Origin of the sequence: Rhodopseudomonas pentothenatexigens (assembly GCF_900218015.1) — a bacterium.
Classification (GTDB): domain Bacteria; phylum Pseudomonadota; class Alphaproteobacteria; order Rhizobiales; family Xanthobacteraceae; genus Rhodopseudomonas; species Rhodopseudomonas pentothenatexigens.
This window is the reverse complement of sequence record NZ_UFQQ01000025.1, coordinates 1-24,909: the sequence shown is the minus strand read 5'-3', so window position 1 is coordinate 24,909 and position 24,909 is coordinate 1. Positions and strand designations below refer to the sequence as shown.

At 65.9% G+C, this 24,909-nt stretch carries 19 protein-coding genes; 12 read left to right on the top strand and 7 right to left on the bottom strand.

Going from position 1 to position 24,909, the window contains the following annotated elements; genetic code table 11:
• Positions 1 to 205 precede the first annotated feature (205 nt).
• Positions 206 to 391: a hypothetical protein gene (locus tag DWA33_RS24955; RefSeq protein ID WP_147270258.1), complete on the top strand. Its 186-nt coding sequence runs from the start codon at positions 206 to 208 to the stop codon at positions 389 to 391.
• A gap of 20 nt (positions 392 to 411) precedes the next feature.
• Here DWA33_RS24955 and DWA33_RS19805 read toward each other — a convergent pair whose 3' ends face one another.
• Complete coding sequence (locus tag DWA33_RS19805; RefSeq protein WP_114360239.1) at positions 412 to 672, bottom strand: hypothetical protein; 261 nt, start codon at positions 670 to 672, stop codon at positions 412 to 414.
• 207 nt (positions 673 to 879) lie between these two features.
• On the opposite strand from DWA33_RS19805, the gene DWA33_RS19800 reads away from it, so the two are divergent.
• From DWA33_RS19800 to DWA33_RS19775, 6 genes are all read left to right on the top strand, one after another.
• Positions 880 to 2,970 carry a M3 family metallopeptidase gene (locus DWA33_RS19800; RefSeq protein WP_114360238.1) on the top strand — a complete coding sequence of 697 codons (2,091 nt, stop codon included), beginning with the start codon at positions 880 to 882 and terminating at the stop codon, positions 2,968 to 2,970.
• A gap of 4 nt (positions 2,971 to 2,974) precedes the next feature.
• Complete coding sequence (locus DWA33_RS19795; protein WP_114360237.1) at positions 2,975 to 3,628, top strand: DUF1007 family protein; 654 nt, start codon at positions 2,975 to 2,977, stop codon at positions 3,626 to 3,628.
• On the top strand, positions 3,625 to 4,794 hold the full coding sequence (locus DWA33_RS19790; protein ID WP_114360236.1) for a nickel/cobalt transporter: 1,170 nt from the start codon (positions 3,625 to 3,627) through the stop codon (positions 4,792 to 4,794). Before DWA33_RS19795 ends, DWA33_RS19790 begins: the two co-directional genes overlap by 4 nt.
• 175 nt (positions 4,795 to 4,969) lie before the next feature.
• Positions 4,970 to 6,007 carry a ferrochelatase gene (hemH, locus tag DWA33_RS19785; protein ID WP_114360235.1) on the top strand — a complete coding sequence of 346 codons (1,038 nt, stop codon included), beginning with the start codon at positions 4,970 to 4,972 and terminating at the stop codon, positions 6,005 to 6,007.
• Between the two features lie 139 nt (positions 6,008 to 6,146).
• Positions 6,147 to 7,154, top strand: coding sequence for an SPFH domain-containing protein (locus DWA33_RS19780; protein WP_114360234.1), 1,008 nt, complete (start codon positions 6,147 to 6,149; stop codon positions 7,152 to 7,154).
• A gap of 15 nt (positions 7,155 to 7,169) precedes the next feature.
• A complete protein-coding gene (locus DWA33_RS19775; RefSeq protein ID WP_114360233.1) occupies positions 7,170 to 7,619 on the top strand; it encodes an NfeD family protein in 450 nt (149 codons plus the stop codon).
• Between the two features lie 350 nt (positions 7,620 to 7,969).
• On the opposite strand, the gene DWA33_RS19770 is transcribed toward DWA33_RS19775, so the two are convergent.
• Positions 7,970 to 8,629, bottom strand: a complete 660-nt coding sequence (locus DWA33_RS19770; RefSeq protein WP_114360232.1) for a DUF3800 domain-containing protein — start codon at positions 8,627 to 8,629, stop codon at positions 7,970 to 7,972.
• Between the two features lie 6 nt (positions 8,630 to 8,635).
• Positions 8,636 to 9,649 (bottom strand): KpsF/GutQ family sugar-phosphate isomerase, encoded by a 1,014-nt coding sequence (locus tag DWA33_RS19765; protein ID WP_114360231.1) that lies wholly within the window; start codon positions 9,647 to 9,649, stop codon positions 8,636 to 8,638.
• A gap of 204 nt (positions 9,650 to 9,853) precedes the next feature.
• Here DWA33_RS19765 and DWA33_RS19760 point away from each other — a divergent pair, with 204 nt between their 5' ends.
• On the top strand, positions 9,854 to 11,569 hold the full coding sequence (locus DWA33_RS19760) for an outer membrane beta-barrel protein (protein WP_114360230.1): 1,716 nt from the start codon (positions 9,854 to 9,856) through the stop codon (positions 11,567 to 11,569).
• Between the two features lie 128 nt (positions 11,570 to 11,697).
• Here the strand turns inward: DWA33_RS19760 and DWA33_RS19755 are convergent, their stop codons facing one another.
• Positions 11,698 to 11,970: a DUF7662 domain-containing protein gene (locus tag DWA33_RS19755; RefSeq protein WP_114360229.1), complete on the bottom strand. Its 273-nt coding sequence runs from the start codon at positions 11,968 to 11,970 to the stop codon at positions 11,698 to 11,700.
• Positions 11,971 to 12,138: 168 nt separating this feature from the next.
• Between DWA33_RS19755 and DWA33_RS19750 the strand changes: the two genes are divergently transcribed.
• Positions 12,139 to 13,647: a sensor domain-containing diguanylate cyclase gene (locus DWA33_RS19750; protein ID WP_114360228.1), complete on the top strand. Its 1,509-nt coding sequence runs from the start codon at positions 12,139 to 12,141 to the stop codon at positions 13,645 to 13,647.
• Positions 13,648 to 13,674: 27 nt separating this feature from the next.
• On the opposite strand, the gene galU is transcribed toward DWA33_RS19750, so the two are convergent.
• Together galU and DWA33_RS19740 are read right to left on the bottom strand one after the other, a co-directional pair.
• Positions 13,675 to 14,550, bottom strand: coding sequence for a UTP--glucose-1-phosphate uridylyltransferase GalU (gene galU, locus DWA33_RS19745; protein WP_107343045.1), 876 nt, complete (start codon positions 14,548 to 14,550; stop codon positions 13,675 to 13,677).
• Positions 14,551 to 14,671: 121 nt separating this feature from the next.
• Positions 14,672 to 15,616: an alpha/beta fold hydrolase gene (locus tag DWA33_RS19740; protein ID WP_114360227.1), complete on the bottom strand. Its 945-nt coding sequence runs from the start codon at positions 15,614 to 15,616 to the stop codon at positions 14,672 to 14,674.
• Positions 15,617 to 15,833: 217 nt separating this feature from the next.
• Here DWA33_RS19740 and DWA33_RS19735 point away from each other — a divergent pair, with 217 nt between their 5' ends.
• Entirely contained in the window at positions 15,834 to 16,310 is a 477-nt protein-coding gene (locus DWA33_RS19735) for an Hsp20 family protein (RefSeq protein ID WP_114360226.1), read from the top strand.
• Between the two features lie 98 nt (positions 16,311 to 16,408).
• Here the strand turns inward: DWA33_RS19735 and DWA33_RS19730 are convergent, their stop codons facing one another.
• Positions 16,409 to 17,128: a hypothetical protein gene (locus DWA33_RS19730; RefSeq protein ID WP_430707907.1), complete on the bottom strand. Its 720-nt coding sequence runs from the start codon at positions 17,126 to 17,128 to the stop codon at positions 16,409 to 16,411.
• Between the two features lie 487 nt (positions 17,129 to 17,615).
• On the opposite strand from DWA33_RS19730, the gene gltB reads away from it, so the two are divergent.
• On the top strand, positions 17,616 to 22,349 hold the full coding sequence (gltB, locus tag DWA33_RS19725) for a glutamate synthase large subunit (protein WP_114360279.1): 4,734 nt from the start codon (positions 17,616 to 17,618) through the stop codon (positions 22,347 to 22,349).
• Between the two features lie 197 nt (positions 22,350 to 22,546).
• Complete coding sequence (locus DWA33_RS19720; protein ID WP_114360224.1) at positions 22,547 to 24,001, top strand: glutamate synthase subunit beta; 1,455 nt, start codon at positions 22,547 to 22,549, stop codon at positions 23,999 to 24,001.
• Positions 24,002 to 24,909: the final 908 nt, after the last annotated feature.

Here is a 24,909-nt window from a genome sequence, read left to right as displayed (position 1 = left end):
CCCCCGTTGAGAACGAGGTGCGCCGGTTCGCCTCCGGCTGTCAGTCACGGTTGCAAGAGAAGAAGCCACCTTCAACGGCATCTCTTGAGAGAGATGCTGGCCATCCGCTTGAACGGAGGACCCTCGGCTCTTCATCCCTTGGCGGCTGTCCGGCCTCTTGTCCGGATACCTACCGACTGACACACGACCACAGGCACGTGCGAAATTGGGCAAGGGTGCAAATAGGTGTTTCGATGCCGGGCCGCAAGATTTTTTTTGTCTTAACCCGGGAATTATTCGCCCGCGTCGCGGAGCGTTGCCGATCCATCACACCGCGCGGCGCGAAGCTGAACGTTCGTTCAAGTTCGCCAATAACGACGGGGACAAGTACGACGGCGACGCGGCGGTGTGACGACGCGCTGCGGCGGCAGATCAGGCGCGTTTGAAGAACGGCTCGATGCGCTGCGCGTTGCGGACGAAGCCGATCATGATCACGACGCCGAGCACGAACAGCACCGCCTGCAGGATGTGAGTGGCATCGTCACCGAGACCGAACAGGATCGCCAGGGCCCACCCGCCCGCGAACGCAGCTCCGAACACCTCGGCGCCGATCAGGATTGCGGCGCTGACGACGGTGATGACGCTCGGCCAGGCGATCTGACGTGATCCGGCGGCGGTGGCAGGCTTGCTCATGGTTCGAAAGGTCCTTCTGGCGGGCGCAATCTAGCGAAATCGCCCGCGGCGGCAAGCGAAAGCGCATGATCCCGCAAAGTGTCAGCAGTGGGGCGCCAGGTTCAAACTGTGCAATTTACCAGCACGGCCGCGACAAACCGGGCGTAAAAAAGCCTCACCCGATGGTATATGTCGGGCGTTAACCGGCCCCGAATTCAGGATGGATTGATGTCAGACAGCACCGGACCGATTGCCGCACCCGTCGACGCCGGCAATCCGCTGCTTGCCGCCTGGACCACACCGTTCGAAACCCCGCCTTTCGAAACGATCCGGCCGGAGCACTTCGTGCCGGCGTTCGAGCGGGCGTTCGCCGACCACGCCGCCGAGATCGCCGCAATCGTCAACGACCCGACAGAGCCGGACTTCGACAACACCGTCACGGCGCTGGAGCGCTCCGGCAAGCTGCTGAACAAGGTCGCGGCGGTGTTCTACGACCTGGTGTCGGCGCATTCGAGCCCGGAGCTGCTCAAGATCGACGAAGAGGTGTCGCTGCGGATGGCGCGGCACTGGAATCCGATCATGATGAACGCTGTGCTGTTCGGCCGGATCGCGGCGTTGCGCGACAAGCGCCAAAGCCTCGACCTGACGCCCGAGCAGCAGCGGCTGCTGGAGCGCACCTACACCCGCTTCCACCGCTCCGGCGCCGGTCTCGACGACGCCGCCAAGACGCGGATGGCCGAGATCAACGAGCGGCTGGCGCAGCTCGGCACCAGCTTCAGCCATCATCTGCTCGGCGACGAGCAGGACTGGGTGATGGAGCTCGGCGAGGACGATACCGAAGGGCTGCCGGCCAGCTTCGTGGCTGCGGCCAAGGCTGCGGCGGAGGAGCGCGGTATGCCCGGCAAGGCGGTGATCACGCTGTCGCGCTCCTCGGTCGAGCCGTTCCTCAAGATGTCGAGCCGGCGCGATCTGCGCGAGAAGGTGTACCGCGCCTTCATCGCCCGCGGCGACAATGGCAACGACAACGACAACAACGCGATCATCGGTGAGATCCTGAGCCTGCGCGAGGAGAGCGCCAAGCTGCTCGGCTATCCGACGTTTGCGGCCTATCGTCTCGAGGACTCGATGGCCAAGACGCCGGAGGCGGTGCGTGGCCTGCTCGAGCGGGTGTGGAAGCCGGCCCGCGCCCGTGCGCTCGCCGACCGCGACGCGCTGCAGGAGCTGGTCGCCGAGGAAGGCGGCAACTTCAAGCTGGCGCCGTGGGACTGGCGCTATTACGCCGAGAAGCTGCGCCAGCGCCGCGCCAATTTCGACGACGCCGCGATCAAGCCGTATCTGACGCTCGACGGCATGATCGCTGCGGCGTTCGACACCGCCACGCGGCTGTTCGGCATCACCTTCGCAGAGCGCAGGGACGTGCCGGTGTGGCATCCGGACGTCCGGGTGTGGGAGGTGAAGGATCAGGATGGCGCACATCGCGGTCTGTTCTACGGCGACTATTACGCCCGGCCGTCGAAACGCTCCGGCGCCTGGATGACCTCGCTGCGCGACCAGCAGAAGCTCGATGGCGCGGTGGCGCCGCTGATCATCAACGTCTGCAACTTCGCCAAGGGCGCCGGCGGCGAGCCGTCGCTGCTGTCGCCGGACGATGCCCGCACCCTGTTCCACGAGTTCGGCCACGGCCTGCACGGCATGCTGTCGGACGTGACCTATCCGTCGCTGTCGGGCACCAGCGTGTTCACCGATTTCGTCGAGCTGCCGTCGCAGCTCTACGAGCATTGGCAGGAGCAGCCGCAGGTGCTGCGGCAGTTCGCCCGTCACTACCAAACCGGTGAGCCGCTGCCGGACGATCTGCTTCAACGCTTCCTTGCCGCCCGCAAATTCGGCCAGGGCTTCGCCACGGTCGAATTCGTCTCCTCGGCGTTGCTCGACCTCGAATTCCACACCCAGCCGGCCGCCAGCATCGGCGAGATCCGCGCGTTCGAGCGCAAGGAACTCGACAAGATCGGCATGCCGGAAGAGATCGCGCTGCGGCACCGGCCGACCCAGTTCGGCCACATCTTCTCCGGCGACCACTACGCCTCGGGCTACTACAGCTACATGTGGAGCGAGGTGATGGATGCCGACGCATTCGGCGCGTTCGAGGAGGCCGGTGACATCTTCGCGGCCGACGTGGCCAAGCGGCTGCGCGACGACATCTATGCGTCCGGCGGTTCGCGCGACCCGGAGGAAGCCTATGTGGCGTTCCGCGGCCGCAAGCCGGAGCCCGACGCGCTGCTCCGCCGCCGCGGCCTGCTCGACACGCCGGAGGCCGCGTAGCCGCATGATCGGCCTGTTCCGCCGCGCCGCCGTCCGCTCCGCGCTGGTCGCGGCGGTGCTGGCCTTGTTCGGTCTGTCCGCCGCCGAGGCCCATCCGCACGTCTGGGTGACCTCGACCAGCGAACTGGTCTATGCGCCGGACGGCTCGTTCACCGGCGTCCGCCACGCCTGGGCGTTCGACGACATGTTCTCGACCTATGCGCTGCAGGGTATCGAGACCAAGGAGAAGGGTGTCTACACCCGCGAAGAGCTGGCGCCGCTGGCGCAGACCAACGTCGAGTCGCTGAAGGACTTCGCCTACTTCACCTTCGCCAAGGTCAATGGCAAGAAGCAGAAGTTCGGCGAGCCGGTCGACTACTATCTGTCCTACAAGGACAGCGTGCTGACGCTGCACTTCTTCCTGCCGCTGAAGACCCCGGTCAAGAGCAGCGAGCTGATGGTCGAGGTGTTCGATCCGAGCTACTTCATCGACTTCTCCTTCGCCAAGGACAAGCCGGTCAGCCTCGTGGGTGCGCCGGCCGGCTGCGCGCTGAATTTCCAGCGGCCGACCGACGGCACCGCCACCGCGCAGCGGATGAGCGAGGACAATTTCCTCAGCGGCGACAATTCCAACTATGGCGCGATGTTCGCCAACAAGATCGCGGTGAATTGCCCATGATGTCTCATCGCCGGTTCGCGTTCGTGGTCTTGATGGTCTGCATTGCCACGCTCGCGGTCGCTGACGCTACGCTGCATGCGGCGCTGGCGCATAATCCGTTCGGTGCGCCGAAGGGCGCTGCGGAGCCGCAGGCCGGGGGCATCATCGGCTGGCTGCTGGCGCAGCAATCGGCGTTCTACAAGCAGATGTCGGCGACGATCCGCGCCGCCAAGGCCGACGGCAGCGCGGTGTGGACCCTGCTGGCGATCTCGTTCGCCTATGGGGTGTTCCACGCCGCCGGGCCGGGCCACGGCAAGGCGGTGATCTCGTCCTATCTGGTCGCCAATGAAGAGACCGCGCGGCGCGGCATCGCGCTGTCGTTCGTCTCGGCACTGCTGCAGGCGGTGGTCGCGGTGACGATCGTCGGAATCTGCGCCTGGCTGCTCAATGCCACCGCCAGCACGATGTGCAGCGCGGAACGCGCGATCGAGATCGGCAGCTACGCACTGATCGCGCTGTTCGGTGCGCGGCTGGTCTGGGCCAAGGGCGGCGGCTTCTTTCGCGCCCTGCAGGCCTCGATGCGCAAGCCGCAACTGGCGATGGCGGGCGTGCCGGCGGCGCTGGCGGATCACGGCCATCACCACCACGTCCATGATCACGACCACGGCGGGCACGGCCATGCCCACGCTCGCGCTGCGCACGGCGAGCACCACCATCATGACCATGGGCACGACCACGGCCATCCGCACGGCCACGCCCGTCAAGATCACCATCATCACGGTCCGGGCGAAGCCTGCGACCATTGCGGCCATTCACACGGGCCGGAACCCAGCGCGCTCGCGGGTCCCGGCGGCTGGTGGCGCGGCCTGAGCGCGGTGCTGACGGTCGGCATCCGTCCGTGTTCCGGCGCAATCCTGCTGCTGGTGTTCGCGCTGGCCCAGGGCTTGTTCTGGGCGGGGATAGTCGCCACTTTCGTGATGGCGCTGGGCACCGCGATCACGGTCGCGACCATCGCGGTGGCGGCGGTGTCGGCAAAGGGGCTGGCCCGCAAGCTGGCCGCGCAGCGCGACGGCGGCGGCATGCTGGTGATGCGAGGTCTCGAGTTCGGCGCAGCCGGGTTGGTGCTGCTGCTGGGCTGCGGACTTCTCCTAGGATATGTCGCAGCCGAACGTGTGACGTGTCTTTAACCAGCAGCCTGCAAATCTGCGCTTTGCGCCGGTTGCGGCAAAACCCGGCGCCGGTTCGTGCGTAGATGATGATCGGGACACCACGGAACCGCCGAAGCGATGCGGTGTACGAACTCCCGACCGCCACCGCGTCGTCTTGACAACGATAGGCCAAAGCGCGAAGCCAAGCAGCAACATGAGCGTCATTATTCCGATCCATGGACCTGCGATCGCCGCGGCGCCTGCGCCGGAGCGGGTCGGTGTGCTGTTGGTCAACCTCGGCACCCCGGACAGCTGCGACACCAAGGGCGTGCGGATCTATCTGCGCGAGTTCCTGTCGGATCCGCGGGTGATCGAGAACCAGGGGCTGTTCTGGAAGCTGGCGCTCAACGGCATCATTCTGAACACCCGTCCGGCCCGCAAGGCCAAGGACTATCAGAAGATCTGGAACCACGAGAAGAACGAGTCGCCGCTCAAGACCATCACCCGTGCCCAGGCCGAGAAGCTCGCCGCGTCGCTGTCCGACCGTGGACATCTGATCGTCGACTGGGCCATGCGTTACGGCAATCCGTCGCTGCGTGACCGGATCGAAGCGCTGGTGGCCAAGGGCTGCACCCGGCTGCTGGTGGTGCCGCTGTATCCGCAATATTCCGCCGCGACCTCGGCGACGGTGTGCGACCAGGCGTTCCGGGTGCTGCGCGAACTCCGCGCCCAGCCGACCCTGCGGGTGACGCCGCCGTATTTCCGCGACACCGCCTATATCGATGCGCTCGCGACCTCGATCAAATCCCACCTCGGTTCGCTGTCGTTCGAGCCGGAATTGATCGTCGCCTCGTTCCACGGCATGCCGCAGGCCTATATCGACAAGGGCGATCCGTATCAGGCGCAATGCGTCGCCACGGTGGAGGCGCTGCGCGAGCGGATGGGGCTGGCCGACGACAAGCTGCTGCTGACGTTCCAGTCGCGGTTCGGCTTCGACCAGTGGTTGCAGCCGTACACCGACAAGACGATCGAAGAGCTGGCCCGCAGGGGCGTGCGCAGGATCGCGGTGGTGATGCCGGGATTTTCCGCCGACTGCCTGGAAACGCTGGAAGAGATCGCGCAGGAAAATGCCGAGATCTTCATGGAGCACGGCGGTCAGGAGTTCACCGCGATTCCCTGCCTCAACGATTCCGACGCCGGCATCCAGGTGATCCGCCAGCTCGTGCTGCGCGAGCTGCAAGGCTGGCTGTAGCCGGCTACGTCGGCGGCGCGACCAAATCCGCTATCGTCGAACCTGCTTTACCGCGGCAGCGACCCAACCGTGGTTGCGCCGGTCGCGCGGAGGCCCCACCATGGCCTCTGGCGCCCGACGACCGGTGAGGAGACGCTGCATGTTCTACAATCTCAGCGGGTTCGATGTGTTCACCATCGTGCTCGTTCTGCTGGTGATCCTGACGCTGTTCGCCGGCGTCAAGACGGTGCCGCAGGGCTTCAACTGGACGATCGAGCGGTTCGGCAAGTTCACCCGCACGCTGTCTCCGGGGCTGAACCTGATCATCCCGTATTTCGATCGCGTCGGCCGCAAGGTGAACATGATGGAGCAGGTGATCGAGATTCCCGAGCAGGAGGTGATCACCAAGGACAACGCCACCGTGACGGTGGACGGCGTCGCGTTCTATCAGGTGTTCGACGCCGCCAAGGCGAGCTACGAGGTCGCCGATCTCAATCAGGCGATCGTGGTGCTGACCATGACCAACATCCGCTCGGTGATGGGGTCGATGGATCTCGACGCGGTGCTGTCGCATCGCGACGAGATCAACGTCCGGCTGCTCGAAGTGGTCGACGCCGCGGTGTCGCCCTGGGGACTGAAGGTCAACCGCATCGAGATCAAGGACATCGCGCCGCCGGCCGATCTGGTCGAGGCGATGGGCCGGCAGATGAAGGCCGAGCGCGTCAAGCGCGCCGAGATCTTGCAGGCCGAAGGCCAGCGCCAATCGGAAATCCTGCGCGCCGAGGGCGCCAAGCAGAGCCAGATCCTGCAAGCCGAAGGCCGCCGCGAGGCTGCGTTCCGCGACGCCGAGGCGCGCGAGCGCTCCGCCGAGGCCGAGGCCCGCGCCACCCAGATGGTCAGCGAAGCGATCGCCAAAGGCGACGTCGCAGCGCTGAACTACTTCATTGCCGACAAATACATCAAGGCGTTCGGCCAGCTCGCCGAATCGCCGAACCAGAAAGTGATCATGCTGCCGGTCGAGGCGATGAGCATGCTCGGCTCGCTTGCCGGCATCGGCGAGATCGCCAAGGCCACCTTCGGCGACGGTGCCGCGTCGTCCCAGACAGCCGCGCGCCGTGGCTCGGTGCCCGGGACGGGATCGACGCCGCCGGCCCCGCCGGTCCGCTGAGGCAGGGCCGCAATCATGGCCGCACTTTTCACCGGACTCGGCGCCTGGAACTGGCTGATTCTCGGTTTCTTGCTGATGGCCCTGGAGCTGCTCGCCCCCGGCGTCTTCCTGTTCTGGCTCGGGCTGGCGGCGCTGCTGGTCGGACTGCTGGCGCTGCTGCTCGATCCGGGATGGCAGGCGCAGATCCTGCTGTTTGCGCTGTTCGCAGTCGCTGCCGTGCCGCTGTGGCGGCGGATGGCGCGCGGCGGCGACGCCGAGGCGCACGCCGCCGATCCGTTCCTCAACCGCCGCACCGACGCCCTGGTCGGCCGCGAATTCACCCTGGAGAGGCCGATCGAAAGCGGCGTCGGCACGGTGCGGATCGACGACACCGTCTGGCGGGTCTTCGGCCCGGACACGCCGGCCGGCAGCCGGGTACGAATCGTCGCCGCGGACGGGGTGAAGCTGACGGTGGCTGCGATTTAGACTCGAACGTTCTGGCCGCGCAAGATGGCCACATTGACATAGGTCGCAGCTATGATCATATTTGACACGGAGGCTCGGTCCGGTTGAAATCCCTTGCGGAAATCAGTTGGAGCATTGCCTCCTTTTCTATTTGGAGGCGTCTCCATACGGATCGAGCACGAGGACTATTCCCCGTGTCTTGAAGACCTGTTGGTCCCTGTATCCATCTCCCTCCCACTGCAAGCGAGCTAGTTTCGGACCGAACTCTCGAGCGATCTCGGAGCGGCTCGTTAGTTCTTTTCCCCATGCCACAGGGCGGAAGCCCCAGTTTATGCAATAAAGGCAGATGTCTGCGGCCTGGACGGCGACTGTCATCTCCGATGATACAAAAAGTGGCGCAGGAACGATCCAATAGGAGCGATTTCGCCCTGTTGCGGTTCTCGTGAAGTAACTCTCCATCCTTGAAACGAACTTCTTGTCGAGCGTTTCTCGCTCTCGTCCATGACGATCAGCCCGTGTTCATGCTGGGCTTCGAGAAAATAGTAGACGCGTTCGAACAGAAAGACGTGATCCTTACGGAGATAGTCAACGTGCTTGAACCCGCTCGGCTGTTTGGTCCCTCTCGGAATCGCGCAGGCGAACAGTCTGGCTTCGTGGGAGATCATCAGTTCGAACGCGCCGCGCGCCATCTCCAAACAGGCTTGTCCGTAGGCGGTGAACTCGGGCCGCGTTGGCGGCTGCCGACGGACTCCCTTGTCGAGAAAAGCGCGGGCAAGCTTTCGGCGTTCCTGGCCGATCAGTGGCTCGCCCTGAGCGGCCCAATTGAAGCGGTCTCCGCTCAGCAGTTTCGCGCCCTTGGCTTCCTTCTGGTATACAGCTAGCCGTGTCCCGAAGGCGTCTTCCTCTAACCGCTGCCAGCCCTGCACGAAGCTCCAGAGTTTCCCCGTGTGGAGCGCTATCCCGCCTCTGACTTCGAGCGGCGTGTTCTTGTGATCGTGGCCGCTCTCGTCGATGAAGAACAGCCAGCTCATGGTAGCCTACGCCACCCCGGCTCGCAGCAGGTCGTGCAGGTGGACGATGCCGAGCGGTCTTCTGCCTTCGGCGACCAGCAGCGCTGTGATCTTCGAGGAGTTCAGCAGTTCCAGCGCCTGACCGGCCAGCATGTTCGGGCTGATCGTCTTCGGGTTGCGGGTCATCACCTCGTCGACGGTCGCGGTCATCAGGTCGGGCCGCATGTTGCGGCGGAGGTCGCCGTCGGTGACGATGCCGGCGATCTGGCCGTTCGCATCGATGATGCCGACGCAGCCGAAACCCTTGGCGGACATTTCCACGAGAGCGTCCGACATCCGGGTGCCGAGCGGCTTCAGCGGCACCGCCTCGCCGGTGTGCATCAGGTCGCGGGCGTATTTCAGCATCGCGCCGAGCTTGCCGCCAGGGTGCAGCACGCTGAAATCGCCCGGGGTGAAGCCCCGGCTTTCCAGCAGCGCGATCGCCAGCGCGTCACCCAGCGCCAGCATCATCAGCGACGAGGTGGTCGGCGCCAGATTGTGCGGGCAGGCTTCGCGCGCCTTCGGCAGCGTCAGCGACACGTCGGCAGCGCTCGCCAGCGTCGACGTCGGATCCGAGGTCATCGCCACCAGCGCGATCTTGAAGCGCTTGGCATAGCTGATCAGGTTCTTCATCTCCGGCTGCTCGCCGGACCACGACAGCGCCAGGATGATGTCGTCGGCGGTGATCATGCCGAGGTCGCCGTGGCTTGCCTCGGAGGCATGGACGAAGAACGCCGGCGTGCCGGTCGAGGCGAAGGTCGCGGCGATCTTCCGGCCGATATGGCCGGACTTGCCGAGGCCGGTAATGATCAGGCGGCCTTTGGCGCTCTGAATCAGGTCGATGGTGGAGGCGAAGCAGGCGCCCAGATCGGACTGCAATGCGGCGGCGAGCGCGGTCACGCCGCTGGCTTCGGCCTCCAGGGTGCGCAGGGCCGAGGGGATTGCTGCGGCGGCTTGCTCGCTCATTGCGGGTATCTTGGTGTGGGTTTTGGACAGTGCCATGCAGGGTCTCCGGCATGGGCCGCGAAGCGGCCGGGCCTTCTCCTAGCATGGCGCCGGGCGGGATGCGACGCAGCCGGTCGCAGCCTCCCGCCGTTCTCAACCGCTCCTTAACCATAGTTGTTTTAACTCCATTAACGATGAGGAGCGGCGCGTCTGCGCCTCATCGTTGTTCAGGATTCTGATTTCGTTGGAGTTTTTGCAGTCGTGACGTGGGCTCCGCCACCGGGCCGCCGGCCTCGCACAGCTTTGTGCGCCGGTTCCGCATGTCTGGCGCTCGCTGCGATCGGCACGAGTCCGGCGGCAGCCCAGAGCCTGACCCGCGATCTGTTCAATCCGCAGCGCGGCGGTTTCGTCGCCGCCCAGGACCTGCCGCTGCGGCCGACGCCCGGCGCCGCCACCACCTCGGCATCCAGGGGCCGCAACCTGTTCGCGCAGCCTCAGGACGACGACACCAGCACGCCGCTGCGGCCGACCTCGACGGTGGCGTTGCAGCCTCCGCCCAGCGGCGCCAATCCGGACAATGCCGGCGTCGCCTATGACGCGCTCAACCGCAAGCGCCAGAAGCCGAAATACTATCCGGGCGCGCCGCGGCCAAAGGCGGTGGGGCCGGGATCGCCGATGGTCACTCCGACGCCGCCGCCGGCGCGGCCACTGCCGCCGTCCCAGGCCGCCGCCAAGCCGCCGCTCCCGGCCGCGCTCGCCGGCCGGGTGCCGGGGCAGCCGACACGGCGACAGCTCAAGATCGACGACGATCCGTTCGGTCCGGTCGGCGATTACGCCGGCAGCTTCCTGATCAAGGGCGCGCTCGAAGTGGGTGGCGGCTACGACACCAACCCCGCGCGCACCAACACGCCGCGCAGCTCCGGCTTCTACAAGGTGGCGCCGGAGCTGATGATCACGTCGGATTGGGAGCGGCACGCGCTGGTGGCCGATCTGCGCGGTGCCTTCACCGGCTACGGCCACGACTTCAATCCGCCGGCCGGGACAGTGTCACCGGCGCCGATCAGCCTCGACCGGCCCGAATTCAACGGCCATGTCGACGGCCGGCTCGACGTGAGCCGCGATACCCGCCTGATCGGCCAGGGCCGGCTGATCGTCGGCACCGACAACCCCGGCAGCCCGAACATTCAGGCCGGCCTGACCAAATATCCGCTGTTCACCACCACGGGATTCTCCGGCGGAATCGACCAGAATTTCAATCGTCTGCAGGTCACCGCGGTCGGTAGTTTCGACCGTACCGTGTATCAGGACTCGCAGCTGACCGACGGCACCAGCTACCCGAACAAGGACCGCAACTACAATCAATACGGCGGCGTCGGCCGGGTCAGCTACGAGCTCAAGCCGGGTCTGAAGCCGTTCGTCGAGATCGAAGGCGACACCCGCGTCCACGACGTGCCGGTCGATCGTTATCAGTATTTGCGCGGCTCGGACGGTGGGTACGTCAAGGGTGGCACCAGCTTCGAGCTGACGCGGCTGCTGACCGGTGAAGTTTCGATCGGCTATGCAGCGCGCAGATACGTCGATCCGCGGCTCGAGAAGCTCGGCGGGCTGCTCACTGCCGCCTCGCTGGTGTGGACGGTGACGCCGCTGACCACGGTGAAGTTCAACGCCGACACCCAGATTTCCGAATCGCCGCTGGCCGGCGTGTCGGGCGTGTTCACGCGGACCTACACGGCGGAGGTCGACCACGATTTCCGCCGCTGGCTGACGGCGATCGGGCGGTTCACCTACGCGACCTACGATTATCAGGGTTCCGGCCGTTCCGATCGGCTCAATTCGATCGAAGGCAATCTGATCTACAAGCTCAGCCGCTCGCTGTGGGTGAAGGGACAGCTCCGCTACGACAAGCTCGATTCCAATGTCGTGGGCGGCAGCTACAACGCCACCGTGGCGATGCTCAGCGTCCGGCTGCAGAACTGACTGCCAACTGCCTCGCGACTCGCCGATCGCCGGCAAGTTCTTCGCCGAACGGCTGAGACAGGTCGGCAGCTTGAAGTGACGGCCGGGTCGCCAACGAGCCGTCGACGGCCGGCTCAGCCGATGGCTCGTCAGCTCCGCCAGCGCGAGCGACCGGTCTTCATCCGTCTGAAGCGCACGCCGGAACCGTCCGGCAGCCGGGTGGCGATATAGCCGGCGGCGAGGCACGCCTCGCGCTGCGGCATCTGTTCGTCCAGGGCGTAGGTCGAATCCCACCAGGCGGCACGTTGCGACGCCCGCGGCAAATCGAACCCGAGCATCTCCTCGATCTCGGCCATGCTCAGCACCAGCTCTGCGGCGGTCTGCTGGGCAAGGTACTCTCGTAACGGTTCGAAGTTCTTCATTGAAGGGTCAACGTTGGTCGGAGGATCGGGCGGGCTCGTCACCTCGGCTAGTGCAGGGGCGCTCGCCGGCCGAGGCTTACGGCTTGCGGTGAAAGCGCGTGTTAACCCCGCGTTACGTCAATAGCGCAACTTAAGCGCTCTGCAAGACATTGCGTGGAACCTGCTCCAATGGACACGCACAGTCTTCTCGACACCATCAGAAGAGAGATTCACCGCCGACGCCGAATGTCGGCGCGGCTGATGGTGGCGTTTTCGGTGGTGACCGTCCTGGGATTTTCCGCTGTGTGCGGCAGCGTGCTGCTCGATATGCGGCGCGGTGCCGAAGATCTGGCGCGGCAAATGCTGGAGAACCTCGCCGCCTCGATCGGCGCCGACATCGACCGCAATGTCGAGCTGTACGACGCTTCGCTGCGATCCGTCGCCAGCAATCTGTTGTTGCCCGAATTGGATTCCGTCGAACCGGCGACCGCCCGCCTGATCCTGTTCGATCATCTGGCGTCGGCGCCGCATTTCGGTACGGTCCGGGTCTACAACCAGTACGGCGACCTGACCCGCGACTCGGCGGTGCTGCACCCGACGAAGGACAATCGAAGCGACCAGCCGTTCTTCACCGTGCACCGCGACCAGCCGTATTTCGGACTGTACATCAGCGACCCTCAGCAGCTCGACGGTCGCTATTCAGTCGTCCTCAGCCGCCGGATCAGCGGACCCGACGGTCAGTTCCTCGGCGTCGTCGCCGGATCGATCCAGTTCGGTTACTTCCAGGACCTGTTCAAGCGGCTACGGCTACGACCGAACGACATGATCGCGGTGATCGCCCAGGACGGCACCCTGATCGTCCGCACCCCGTTCACGCCGGAGCTGATCGGCAAGAACATGATGTTCACGCCGGGCGTCCAGAAGATGTTCGAGCACCGCAGCGGCTGGTTCGACGGGGTCGGCACGCTCGATCGTGTCGAACGGATGTTCGTCTGGAGCGACAGCACCAAGCCGCTGGTGGTGCTGGTGGCGAAATCGTGGGACGACATCTACGCGATGTGGCGTCGGGAGGCGACCTGGATCGGCATCGTGCTGCTGGTTCTCGCCACCTTCGTGGCTGCCGTCACGGTGTTCTTCATCCACGAGATCGAACGTCGCGCCCAGGCCGAGCGCAGGCTCGAGGAGCTCGCAACCACCGACCCGCTGACGGGCCTGACCAACCGCCGCAAGTTCGACGCCGCGATCGACACCGAATGGCGCCGCGCCATCCGGCAGAATACGCCGATCGCGCTGTTGATGATCGATGCCGATCACTTCAAGGCTTACAACGACAGCTTCGGTCATCAGGCCGGCGATCAGATGCTGGTCGGCGTCGCCGTCTGCATTGCCGACACGGTACATCGCGCAGGCGATTGCGCGGCTCGATTTGGCGGCGAAGAATTTGCGGTGTTGCTGCCGGGGCTCACGGCGCCGGCCGCCGAAGCCGTCGCCGAGACGATCCGGCGCAAAGTCGAGCAATGGTCGGACGTCGAGGGCGGCGTGACCGTCTCGATCGGCGTCGCCAGCACCACGCCCACGACCCCGCAGCACTGGCACGATCTGGTCGAAGCCGCCGACCGCGCGCTGTACGCCGCCAAGGAGCTCGGCCGCAATCGCTGCGTCGTCGCGGTGCGCGGCGAGGTCACGCTGGTGGCGTAACCTCTCCGGGGCTTCGGAGCAGCGCGACTACTTGTCCAGATAACGCTTCATGTCTTCGATCAGGCCGGCGCGCAGATCGTCTCGCTGCATCGCGAAGGCGATGTTGGCGCGGAGAAAACCGGCCTTCGAGCCGCAATCGTGGCGCTCACCCTCGAATTCGACGCCGTAGAACTTCTGCGTCTTCGACAGCCCGATCATGGCGTCGGTGAGCTGGATCTCGCCGCCGGCGCCGCGCTCCTGCGTCGCCAGGATCTTGAAGATCTCAGGCTGCAGGATGTAGCGCCCGGTGATCGACAGGTTCGACGGCGCGGTGCCGGGCGCCGGCTTCTCGACCATGCCGTCGACCTCGAACACCTTGCCGGTGCGCTTGCCGACGCCGCAGATGCCGTATTGATGGGTGCGGTCGGCCGGCACTTCCTCAACCGCGATGACGTTGGCCTTGTCGCCGAGCTTCTCGGCGGCCTGGATCATCTGCTTCAGGCAGCCCGGGGTGTTGAGCACCAGCTCGTCCGGCAGCACCACCGCGAACGGCTCGTTGCCGACGATGTCGCGGGCGCACCACACCGCGTGGCCGAGCCCGTGCGGCGCCTGCTGGCGGGTGAAGCTCATCGCTCCGGCCTCCGGCTGATCGCGCGCCAGGATCTCCATTTCATTCTTCTTGTTGCGCTTCTCCAGGGTCACATCGAGCTCGAACTGACGATCGAAGTGATCCTCGATCATGCCCTTGTTGCGGCCGGTCACGAACACGAAGTGCTCGATGCCGGCTTCCCGGGCTTCGTCGACGACGTACTGAATCAGCGGCTTGTCGACGATGGTCAGCATCTCCTTCGGCATCGCCTTGGTGGCGGGAAGGACGCGGGTGCCGAGGCCAGCGACCGGGAAGACGGCTTTGCGGATTTTCATGACTGGAGATCTTTCGAGAGGAACGGAGGGCTGAACCGGAAGGTCTTGCAGCCTGCAACCAAGGCGGATGTGTGAAGTTCCGAACCGCGGCGCGGAGCCTCGCCGGAGACAGAATGTCACATCAGAACAGCGGCGTCCCCGGTACGAAAGCATCGAACGCCGCCCAGAACTGCTGGCGGTAGCGATCCTGCTCCTGCAGGATTTCGTGTTTGGCGCCGGGGATCACCAGATGTGAACCGGCGCGCAAATGATACGCGAACTCCTCGATCGCCGGTGTCGACACCACACCGTCCATGCCGGCAGCGATCATCAGGATCGGCTGCCGGATCTGAGACGGATAGTCGGTTGCCTTGAAGGCGTGCATGGCACGGAAGGCGCTGTCGGCCCAGGCCACCGTCGGCGAGGCCAGTCCGAGCGTCGGGTCTTCGGCGACGATGGCGGCGTTGCGGGCGTAGCGCACCGGGTCCGAGGTCAGTCGGTTGCCGAGAAACGGCTCGGTATTGGCCAACACCTCGTTGCCGCCGGGCACGTAGCGACCGCCCTGGCCGGCCAGCCGCATCGCACGCAGCAGCAGCCGCACCGGCAACGAAGTGGCGCGGCCGGGCAGGTCGATCATCGGTGCCGACAGCACCATCCGATCGAACCAGCGCTTGCCGGAGCGGGCGACGCGCAGCATCACCGCGCCGCCCATCGAATGCGCCAGCGCGAAATGCGGCGGCGGGCAGTCCGGCAGCACCACCTCGCGGACGAAGGTTTCGACGTCGACCTCGAAGTCGGCAAAGTTGCGGACGTAGCCCTTGCGATAATCGCGCAGCCGCCTCTCGGAATGGCCCTGGCCGCGCCAATCCAGCGCCGCAACCGCAAAGCCGCGATCGCGCAGGTCGCGCACCGTCTCGAAGTACTTCTCGATCTGCTCGGTGCGCCCGGTGAAAACGCACACCGTGCCCTTGCGATGCCCCGTCGGATCCCACCGCGCGAAGCGGAGCTGGACGCCGTCGGGCGTCTTGATGAAACCGGAGACGGCGTCTTCGGGCACCGGATTGGCAGGAGTCGAGACGAGCGTCATGGACCGGGTCCGGAGGAGGGCAAATACCTGGAAATCGGGATGAAAGCGGCGGGCGCGAACTGCTTCGGGCCCCCTCTTGAACCCCGAAACGCCCCTCCCATATCATTTCCGTGCAGGCCACACCAAGGGATCAGGAACTGATCCCCGGCTGCACGGACAAGGCCCGGCCCGATGGCGGGCGGGTCGTCACATAGTCGCTTCTAGGAGGACTTTGACCATGCGTAGCTTCGATCTCACCCCGTTCTATCGTTCGACCATCGGCTTCGACCGGCTGTTCAACCTGCTCGACCAGACCGCTGCGGATGCGGCCGCGCCCGGCTATCCGCCCTACAACATCGAGCGGACCGGCGAGAATGCGTATCGCATCACCGTCGCGGTGGCTGGATTCTCTCCGTCCGAGCTTTCGATCGTCAGCAAGGAGAATACGCTGACCATCAAGGGCGAGAAGGGCGGCGAAGAGGCCGGCAAGGCTGAAGTGCTGTATCGCGGCATCGCGGCGCGCGCGTTCGAGCGGGCGTTCCAGCTCGCCGACTACGTCACGGTGAAGAATGCCAGCCTCGAAAACGGTCTGCTGCACGTCGACCTCGTGCGCGAGATTCCCGAGGCGAAAAAGCCGCGCAGCATTCCGATCAGCATCAATGCTCAGGCGACCCCGCAGGTGGTCACCGATAACAGCGAGAAGGCCGCCGCGTAACGCGCGGTTCGATTGCGAACTCTGCTTCGCTGTATAGATCCTCTGGCCAACACGGCGCCCCGGGCAACCGGGGCGCTTTTCTATGATGGCCCCGGCCGTCACTCCAGTGTCTGCACCGGCGGCATCGCTTCTGTGGGGCGTATGGTGACGGATGGCTTGGCCTGGGCCGGTGCCGGACCCGCGGCCGACGGCGTCACGGTGGGCGGGGCCTGGGCCGCGGCGGTGTCCTGCTTGGCCGTATTCGGGCTGTCCTGCTTGGCCTGATCAAGCGCCGGCTTCGAGCCGTCCTTGGAGGCGTCGGCGCCCACGGCTTTGGCCGCCTTTTCGCCCGCCGGGTGCTGCGGCGCCGGGCGCGGCAGAGGAGTGGCCGGATTCCGGGTGGCGACGCGCGCGACCGGCTTCGGCGGCCGCGGCGGATTGCGTTCGATGAAGCGTGGCAGGCCCTGAATGCGGCCGTAGCTGGCGACGGTCACGTCTTCCATGCGGTCGCCCATCTGCCATGCCGGCATGAATCGCAGCAGCCGCCCGGTGCGGGCGTCGATCACCAGCCGGCCGTCGTCGCCCTCCGGATTGATCACCGCCATGGTGTAGACGACGCCGCGCTGGCGCGGATAGCCGAGCGGCGCGAAGCCTTCGGCGCGGGCGGCGCGGGTGACGGCGTCCGGCGACAGGACCTCCAGCGCCTCGACCGCAGGCGCGACGCGGCGCAATTCCCGTCGCGGCGGCGGAGGTGGCATCGCCGCGTACGAGCCCTGAAGGTCGGACACCTTCGTGACGGGCGGCCGCGCGGCGCCGCCGACGGGCAGCGGATCGGCCATAGCCGCGGTCGCGGCGGTTGCGGCGAGACTGGCCGATATGACCCACCCGGTGAATTTCATAGCTTGATGCTCCCTGCAGCGCCCGCCCCGTTCTGGTGCGGGCGGGAGCCTCGCGGGGGAATTTGGCCTGGGCTTGGCCCAATCGCGGCGCATTTGGCGTGAATCCGCGGCAGCGGCGGGCGCGATGGGTCGATCCAACGGAGGACTCGGCCGCGCTTGTGTGCTAGACAAAAATTTGGCAAAGTCGTGCTAGGACAGCATCGCTGTCTCATTTACGGTGGTAGCCCGGCACGGGGTTTGCAGCGTCACGCGAGGCGATGGACGTCGCGCGCGGCACCCCATTGTCCGTTGGGCGATATGGACACCGGGGTCTGAATACGCAAATCGTGGCTCGCAGAGCGCGAGCGGTGGCCCGGAGGGTGCCGCGAGCGTCCGAACTGCGCCGATGCTGGATAGTGTATCCCCTCCCGGGATGAAGAGGACGAAGATGAGCGGGTCTGAGCTTGCGCGCGAAAACATGGTTGCCAATGCGCTGACGGCGGACTCGTCTGTCAAAACCGCCGCGCACGCGCCCGAACACACCTGGCGTCCGCCGGCCGAAGGGCTGTACGACCTGTCGCGCGAGAAGGACGCCTGCGGCGTCGGCTTCATCGCCAACATCAAGGGCGTCAAGTCGCACCAGATCGTCTGCGACGCGCTGCGCATCCTGTGCAACCTCGAGCACCGCGGCGCGGTCGGCGCCGATCCGCGTGCCGGCGACGGCGCCGGCATTCTGGTGCAGATCCCGCACGCCTTCTTCAGCCGCAAGGCCGCCGAGCTCGGCTTTTCGCTGCCGGCGCCGGGCGAATACGCGGTCGGCGCGCTGTTCATGCCGCGCGAGACCTCGTGGCGGAAGGTGATCAAGAGCATCATCGAGGACCGCATCAAGGCCGAGGGCCTGACCTTCCTCGGCTGGCGCGACGTGCCGACCGACAATTCCTCGCTCGGCGAGACCGTCAAGCCGACCGAGCCGGCCAACATGCAGGTGTTCATCGGCCGTGGCAGCGCGATCGCGTCCGAGGACGAGTTCGAGCGCAAGCTCTACATCCTGCGCAAGTCGATCTCGAACGCGATCTATCAGCGCCGCGAACGTGGCCTCGCCGGCTACTATCCGGTGTCGCTGTCGTGCCGCACCGTGATCTACAAGGGGATGTTCCTGGCCGACCAGCTCGGCAAGTACTATCCCGACCTGCACGAGGACGATTTCGCCTCCGCGCTGGCGCTGGTGCATCAGCGGTTCTCGACCAACACCTTCCCGACCTGGTCGCTGGCGCATCCGTACCGCATGGTCGCGCACAACGGCGAGATCAACACCCTGCGCGGCAACGTCAACTGGATGGCGGCGCGGCAGGCCTCGGTGCATTCGGAGCTGTACGGCAAGGACATCAGCCGGCTGTGGCCGATCTCCTACGAGGGTCAGAGCGACACCGCCTGTTTCGACAACGCGCTCGAATTCCTGGTGCGCGGCGGCTACTCGCTGCCGCACGCGGTGATGATGATGATCCCGGAGGCGTGGGCCGGCAACCCGCTGATGGACGAGAAGCGCCGCGCCTTCTACGAATACCATGCCGCCCTGATGGAGCCGTGGGACGGCCCGGCTGCGCTCGCCTTCACCGACGGCCGACAGATCGGCGCGACGCTCGACCGCAACGGCCTGCGCCCGGCGCGCTATCTGGTCACCAAGGACGACCGCATCGTGATGGCGTCCGAAATGGGCGTCCTCAAGATTCCGGAAGACCAGATCGTCACCAAGTGGCGGCTGCAGCCCGGCAAGATGCTGCTGGTCGATCTCGAGCAGGGCCGGCTGATTCCCGATGAAGAGATCAAGGCGCAGCTCTCCGCCAGCCATCCTTATGCCGACTGGCTGCATCGCACCCAGATCGTGCTGGAAGAGCTGAAGGAAGCGCCGGTCAAGGGCCAGCGCTCCAACCTGCCGCTGCTCGATCGGCAGCAGGCGTTCGGCTATACGCAGGAAGACATCTCGATCCTGCTGACGCCGATGGCCTCGACCGGCGAGGAAGCCAACGGCTCGATGGGCAACGACACGCCGCTGTCGGCGCTGTCGGACAAGCCGAAGCTGCTCTACACCTATTTCAAGCAGAACTTCGCCCAGGTCACCAACCCGCCGATCGATCCGATCCGCGAAGAACTGGTGATGAGCCTGGTGTCGATCATCGGCCCGCGGCCGAATCTGTTCGACACCGCAGAGCTCGCCGGCACCAAGCGTCTGGAAGTGCGTCAGCCGATCCTCACCGACGGCGACCTCGAGAAGATCCGCTCGATCTCCGAGATCGGCGATCCGCACTTCAAGTCGCGCACGCTCGACACCACGTTCCATTCCGCGCTCGGCGCCGCTGCGATGGAGCAGGTGCTCGACGACCTCAACGCCCGCGCCGAATCCGCGGTGCGGGACGGCGTCAACATCATCATCCTCAGCGACCGCGCCGCCGGTGCCGATCGGATTCCGATCCCGGCGCTGCTGGCCTGCGCCTCCGTGCATCATCATCTGATCCGCGTCGGCCTGCGCACCTCGGTCGGACTGGTGATCGAGTCGGGCGAGCCGCGCGAAGTGCATCACTTCGCCTGCCTGGCCGGTTTCGGCGCCGAGGCGATCAACCCGTATCTGGCGTTCGAGACGATCATCGCGCTGAAGGACCGGCTGCCGGCCAAGCTCGACGACTACGAGATCGTCAAGCGTTACATCAAGTCGATCGGCAAGGGCCTCTTGAAGGTGATGTCCAAGATGGGCATCTCGACCTACCAGTCGTATTGCGGCGCGCAGATCTTCGATGCGGTCGGCCTGCGCCACGATTTCATCGCCAAGTACTTTGCCGGCACCCACTCGCAGATCGAGGGCGTCGGCCTCGCCGAAATCGCCGAGGAGACCGTGCGCCGGCATCGCGACGCGTTCGGCGACGCGCTGGTGTACAAGACCGCGCTCGATGTCGGCGGCGAATACGCCTTCCGCACCCGTGGCGAAGATCACGCCTGGACGGCGGATTCGGTGGCGACGCTGCAGCACGCGGTGCGCGGCAATTCGCAGGAGCGCTACCGCGCCTTCGCCAAGCTGCTCAACGATCAGCAGGAGAAGCTGCTGACGCTGCGCGGCCTGTTCAAGATCAAGGGCGCCGAGGCCGAAGGCCGCAAGCCGGTGCCGATCGAGGAGGTCGAGCCGGCCGCCGAGATCGTCAAGCGGTTCTCGACCGGCGCGATGAGCTTCGGCTCGATCTCGCGCGAGGCGCACACCACGCTGGCGATCGCGATGAACCGGATCGGCGGCAAGTCGAACACCGGCGAGGGCGGCGAAGAGCCGGATCGCTTCAAGCCGATGGCGAACGGCGATTCGATGCGCTCGGCGATCAAGCAGGTCGCTTCGGGCCGGTTCGGCGTGACGACGGAATATCTCGCCAATTCCGACATGATCCAGATCAAGATGGCGCAGGGGGCCAAGCCCGGCGAAGGCGGTCAGTTGCCCGGCCACAAGGTCGACGCGACGATCGCGGCGGTGCGCCACTCGACCCCCGGCGTCGGCCTGATCTCGCCGCCGCCGCACCACGACATCTATTCGATCGAGGATCTGGCGCAGCTGATCTACGATCTGAAGAACGTCAATCCTTCGAGCGCGATCTCGGTGAAGCTGGTGTCGGAAATCGGCGTCGGCACCGTCGCGGCGGGCGTCGCGAAAGCGCGCGCCGACCACGTCACCATCTCGGGCTTCGAAGGCGGCACCGGCGCCTCGCCGCTGACCTCGATCAAGCACGCAGGTAGCCCGTGGGAAATCGGCCTTGCCGAAACCCATCAGACCCTGGTGCGTGAGCGGCTGCGGTCGCGCATCGCCGTGCAGGTCGACGGCGGTTTCCGCACCGGCCGCGACGTGGTGATCGGTGCGCTGCTCGGCGCCGACGAGTTCGGCTTCGCCACCGCGCCGCTGATCGCGGCCGGCTGCATCATGATGCGCAAGTGCCATCTCAACACCTGCCCGGTCGGCGTCGCGACGCAGGATCCGGTGCTGCGCAAGCGCTTCACCGGCCAGCCCGAGCACGTCATCAACTACTTCTTCTTCGTCGCCGAAGAAGTCCGCGAGCTGATGGCGAGCCTCGGCTACCGCAGCTTCAACGAGATGGTCGGTCAGTCGCAGATGCTCGATCAGGCCGCGCTGGTGGCGCACTGGAAGGCCAAGGGCCTCGATTTCTCCAAGCTGTTCTTCAAGCAGAAGGCGGAGAAGGGCCAGACCATCTTCCACTCGGAAGGTCAGGACCATCATCTCGACAACGTGCTCGATCGCAAGCTGATCGCCAAGTCGCAGCCGGCGATCGATCGCGGCGCGCCGGTGAAGTTCGAGATCGAGATCAACAACACCGACCGCTCGGCCGGCGCGATGCTGTCCGGCACCGTGGCCAAGCATTACGGCCACGCCGGCCTGCCGGCCGACACCATCCAGGTGCACCTCAAGGGCACCGCGGGGCAGGCGTTCGGCGCCTGGCTGGCGCGCGGCATCACCTTCGATCTCGAAGGCGAAGGCAACGACTATGTCGGCAAGGGCCTGTCGGGTGGCAAGATCATCGTCCGGCCGCCGGCGATCTCCGGCATCGTGCCGGAAGAGTCGATCATCGTCGGCAACACCGTGATGTACGGCGCGATCGAGGGCGAGTGCTACTTCCGCGGCATCGCCGGCGAGCGCTTCGCGGTGCGTAACTCGGGCGCGGTCGCGGTGGTCGAAGGCGCCGGCGATCATTGCTGCGAATACATGACCGGCGGCATCGTCGTGGTGCTCGGCAAGACCGGGCGCAACTTCGCGGCGGGCATGTCGGGCGGCGTCGCCTACGTGCTGGACGAGGACGGCTGCTTCGCCAAGACTTGCAACATGGCGATGGTCGAGCTCGAGCCGGTGCTGTCGGAGGAGATGATCAACGCCGGCACCTTCCACCAGTCCGGCGATCTCGAAGCGCACGGCAAGGTCGACGTGTTCGCCGATCTGCTCGGCGCCGACGTCGAGCGGCTGCACGTCTTGATCTCGCGCCACGCCAAGTACACCGGCTCCAAGCGCGCCCAGGACATCCTGGCGAACTGGAAGAGCTATCTGCCGAAGTTCCGCAAGGTGATGCCGGTCGAGTACCGCCGCGCGCTGCGCGAGTTGAAAGCCCGCGCCGCCGAGGAGCCGAAGATCGCGATCGGGGCGTAGGCTCTCGATCGATCATCCTTCGAGACGCGCGCCGCAGGCGCGCTCCTCAGGATGAGGGCTGGACGCGCGGCGTGCCGCTGTCCGGCAACCAGCACAGTCCCCTCATGGTGAGGAGGCGCGAAGCGCCGTCTCGAACCATGAGGGCCACGAAACGAAGACTTAAAGTCGAAGACAAGAATTCGAGGCGTCAGAGTTCGATGGGCAAGGTCACGGGGTTTCTGGAAATCGAGCGGCACGATCGCGCCTATGCGCCGGTCGCCGAGCGGATCAAGGGCTACAACGAATTCGTGGTGCCGCTCAGCGAGAAAGACCTGCGCGACCAGGCCGCCCGCTGCATGAACTGCGGCATCCCGTATTGCCACGGCACCGGTTCGCCGCAGCCGGGCGCGACCGGCTGTCCGGTCAACAACCAGATCCCGGACTGGAACGATCTGGTCTACAACGGCTATTGGCAGGAGGCCTCGCGCACCCTGCACTCCACCAACAACTTCCCGGAATTCACCGGCCGGATCTGCCCGGCGCCGTGCGAAGCGTCGTGCACGCTGAACATCGACGACAACCCGGTCACCATCAAGACGATCGAATGCGCGATCGTCGACACCGCGTTCGACAACGGCTGGGTCAAGCCGGAGATCGCCGCGGTCAAGACCGGCCAGAGCGTCGCGATCATCGGCGCCGGCCCGGCGGGCCTCGCCTGCGCCCAGCAGCTCGCGCGCGCCGGTCACGACGTCCACGTCTATGAGAAGCTGGCCAAGGCCGGCGGCCTGCTGCGCTACGGCATCCCGGACTTCAAGATGGAGAAGCATCTGATCGACCGCCGTGTCGCACAGATGGAGGCCGAAGGCGTCACCTTCCACTATGGCGCGCCGGTCGGCGGCAGCGCTCCGGGTGCGGTCGATCCGGCCGAGCTCCTGAAGCAGTACGACGCCGTGGCGCTGACCGGCGGCGCCGAAGCGCCGCGCGATCTGCCGATCCCGGGCCGTGAGCTTGCCGGCATCCATTTTGCGATGGACTTCCTCACCCAGCAGAACCGCCGCGTCTCCGGCGAAGCCGTGAACGGCACCGACATCCTCGCCGGCGGCAAGAACGTGGTGGTGATCGGCGGCGGCGACACCGGTTCGGACTGCATCGGCACCTCGATCCGTCAGGGCGCCAAGTCGGTGACCCAGATCGAAATCATGCCGGCGCCGCCGGAGCGCGAGAACAAGGCGCTGACCTGGCCGAACTGGCCGATGAAGATGCGCACCTCGTCGAGCCAGGCCGAAGGCGCCGCGCGTGAATTCGCCGTGATGACGCAGTCGTTCGAAGGCGAGGGCGGCGTCGTCAAGAAGCTGAACTGCGTCCGCGTCGACGCCAAGTTCCAGCCGATCCCCGGCACCGAATTCGTGCTCGAAGCCGACCTCGTGCTGCTGGCGATGGGCTTCGTCTCGCCGGTCAAGGAAGGTCTCCTCACCCAGCTCGGCGTCGCGCTCGACCCGCGCGGCAACGTCGCGGCCGACCTGTCGCACTTCACCACCTCGGTCGACAAGGTGTTCGCCGCCGGCGACATGCGCCGCGGCCAATCCCTGGTGGTCTGGGCGATCCGGGAAGGCCGGCTGTGCGCCCAGGCGATCGACCGGTTCCTGATGGGTAGCACGACGCTGCCGAGGTAGGCGTCGAAACGACCCTTCCCACACCGTCATCGCCCGACTTGATCGGGCGACCCAGTATCCCAGAGCGTCGGTCGCAATGCAGTGCTCTGCTGCGAGCGCTCTGGAAAACTGGATCCCCGCCTACGCGGGGATGACGGGTGGTGGTGAGGCGTGCGCGGTAGCACAACCATGCTGCGCGAACCACGACGGACTCTCGACCCGTCATTCCGGGGCACGCGCGCAGCGCGTGAGCCCGGAATCCATAACCCCTGCGCTCGTGGTAACGTCGAGGCGGGCGTCACTGCGACTCTGCCACATCGCCGATACTGCGGCGTATGGATTCCGGGCTCGCGCTTCGCGCGCCCCGGAATGACGTGGGGTAAGGGGTGCGACCGTACGCCGCGCCATCAGCGCGTAGCGCCCAACTCACCCAACAGCACGGCCTCATCCTGAGGAGCCGCGGCGCAGCTCGAAGAGCGTAGCAGGGGCGCCTCGAAGGATGGATGGCCGGGTCAAGCCCGGCCATGACGTGCGAGGCGCACTCACCCCGCGTCATTTCGGGGCGCAACCAAAAGCTCGCGAGCCCGGAATCTCTTTGCAATCAGCTCGGGGTTCCGGGTTCGCTCGCGTTGCGAGCGCCCCGGAACGACGGTGCAGGGAGAGGCGTGGCGCGGACGACTAATCGCCCGAGCTACCCTTAGCGGATAGCCCTCACGCATTCCTCGCCATCAGGCCGCCGTCGACCGGGCTCGAAACGCGCAGTGGAAATGCGCCGGCCACCAAGCGGCAGAAATCGCCGTTGACAAGCACGTCGAATAGGAATAAAGACCCATCACCTCTCCCATCGAGGGGCGCCTCCGGAGGCGTCTTGAGGCGGGGAGAGGGGCGGCGTCCTGCGTTGCGTGGTTCGCAGCCACGTGGCCCGGGAG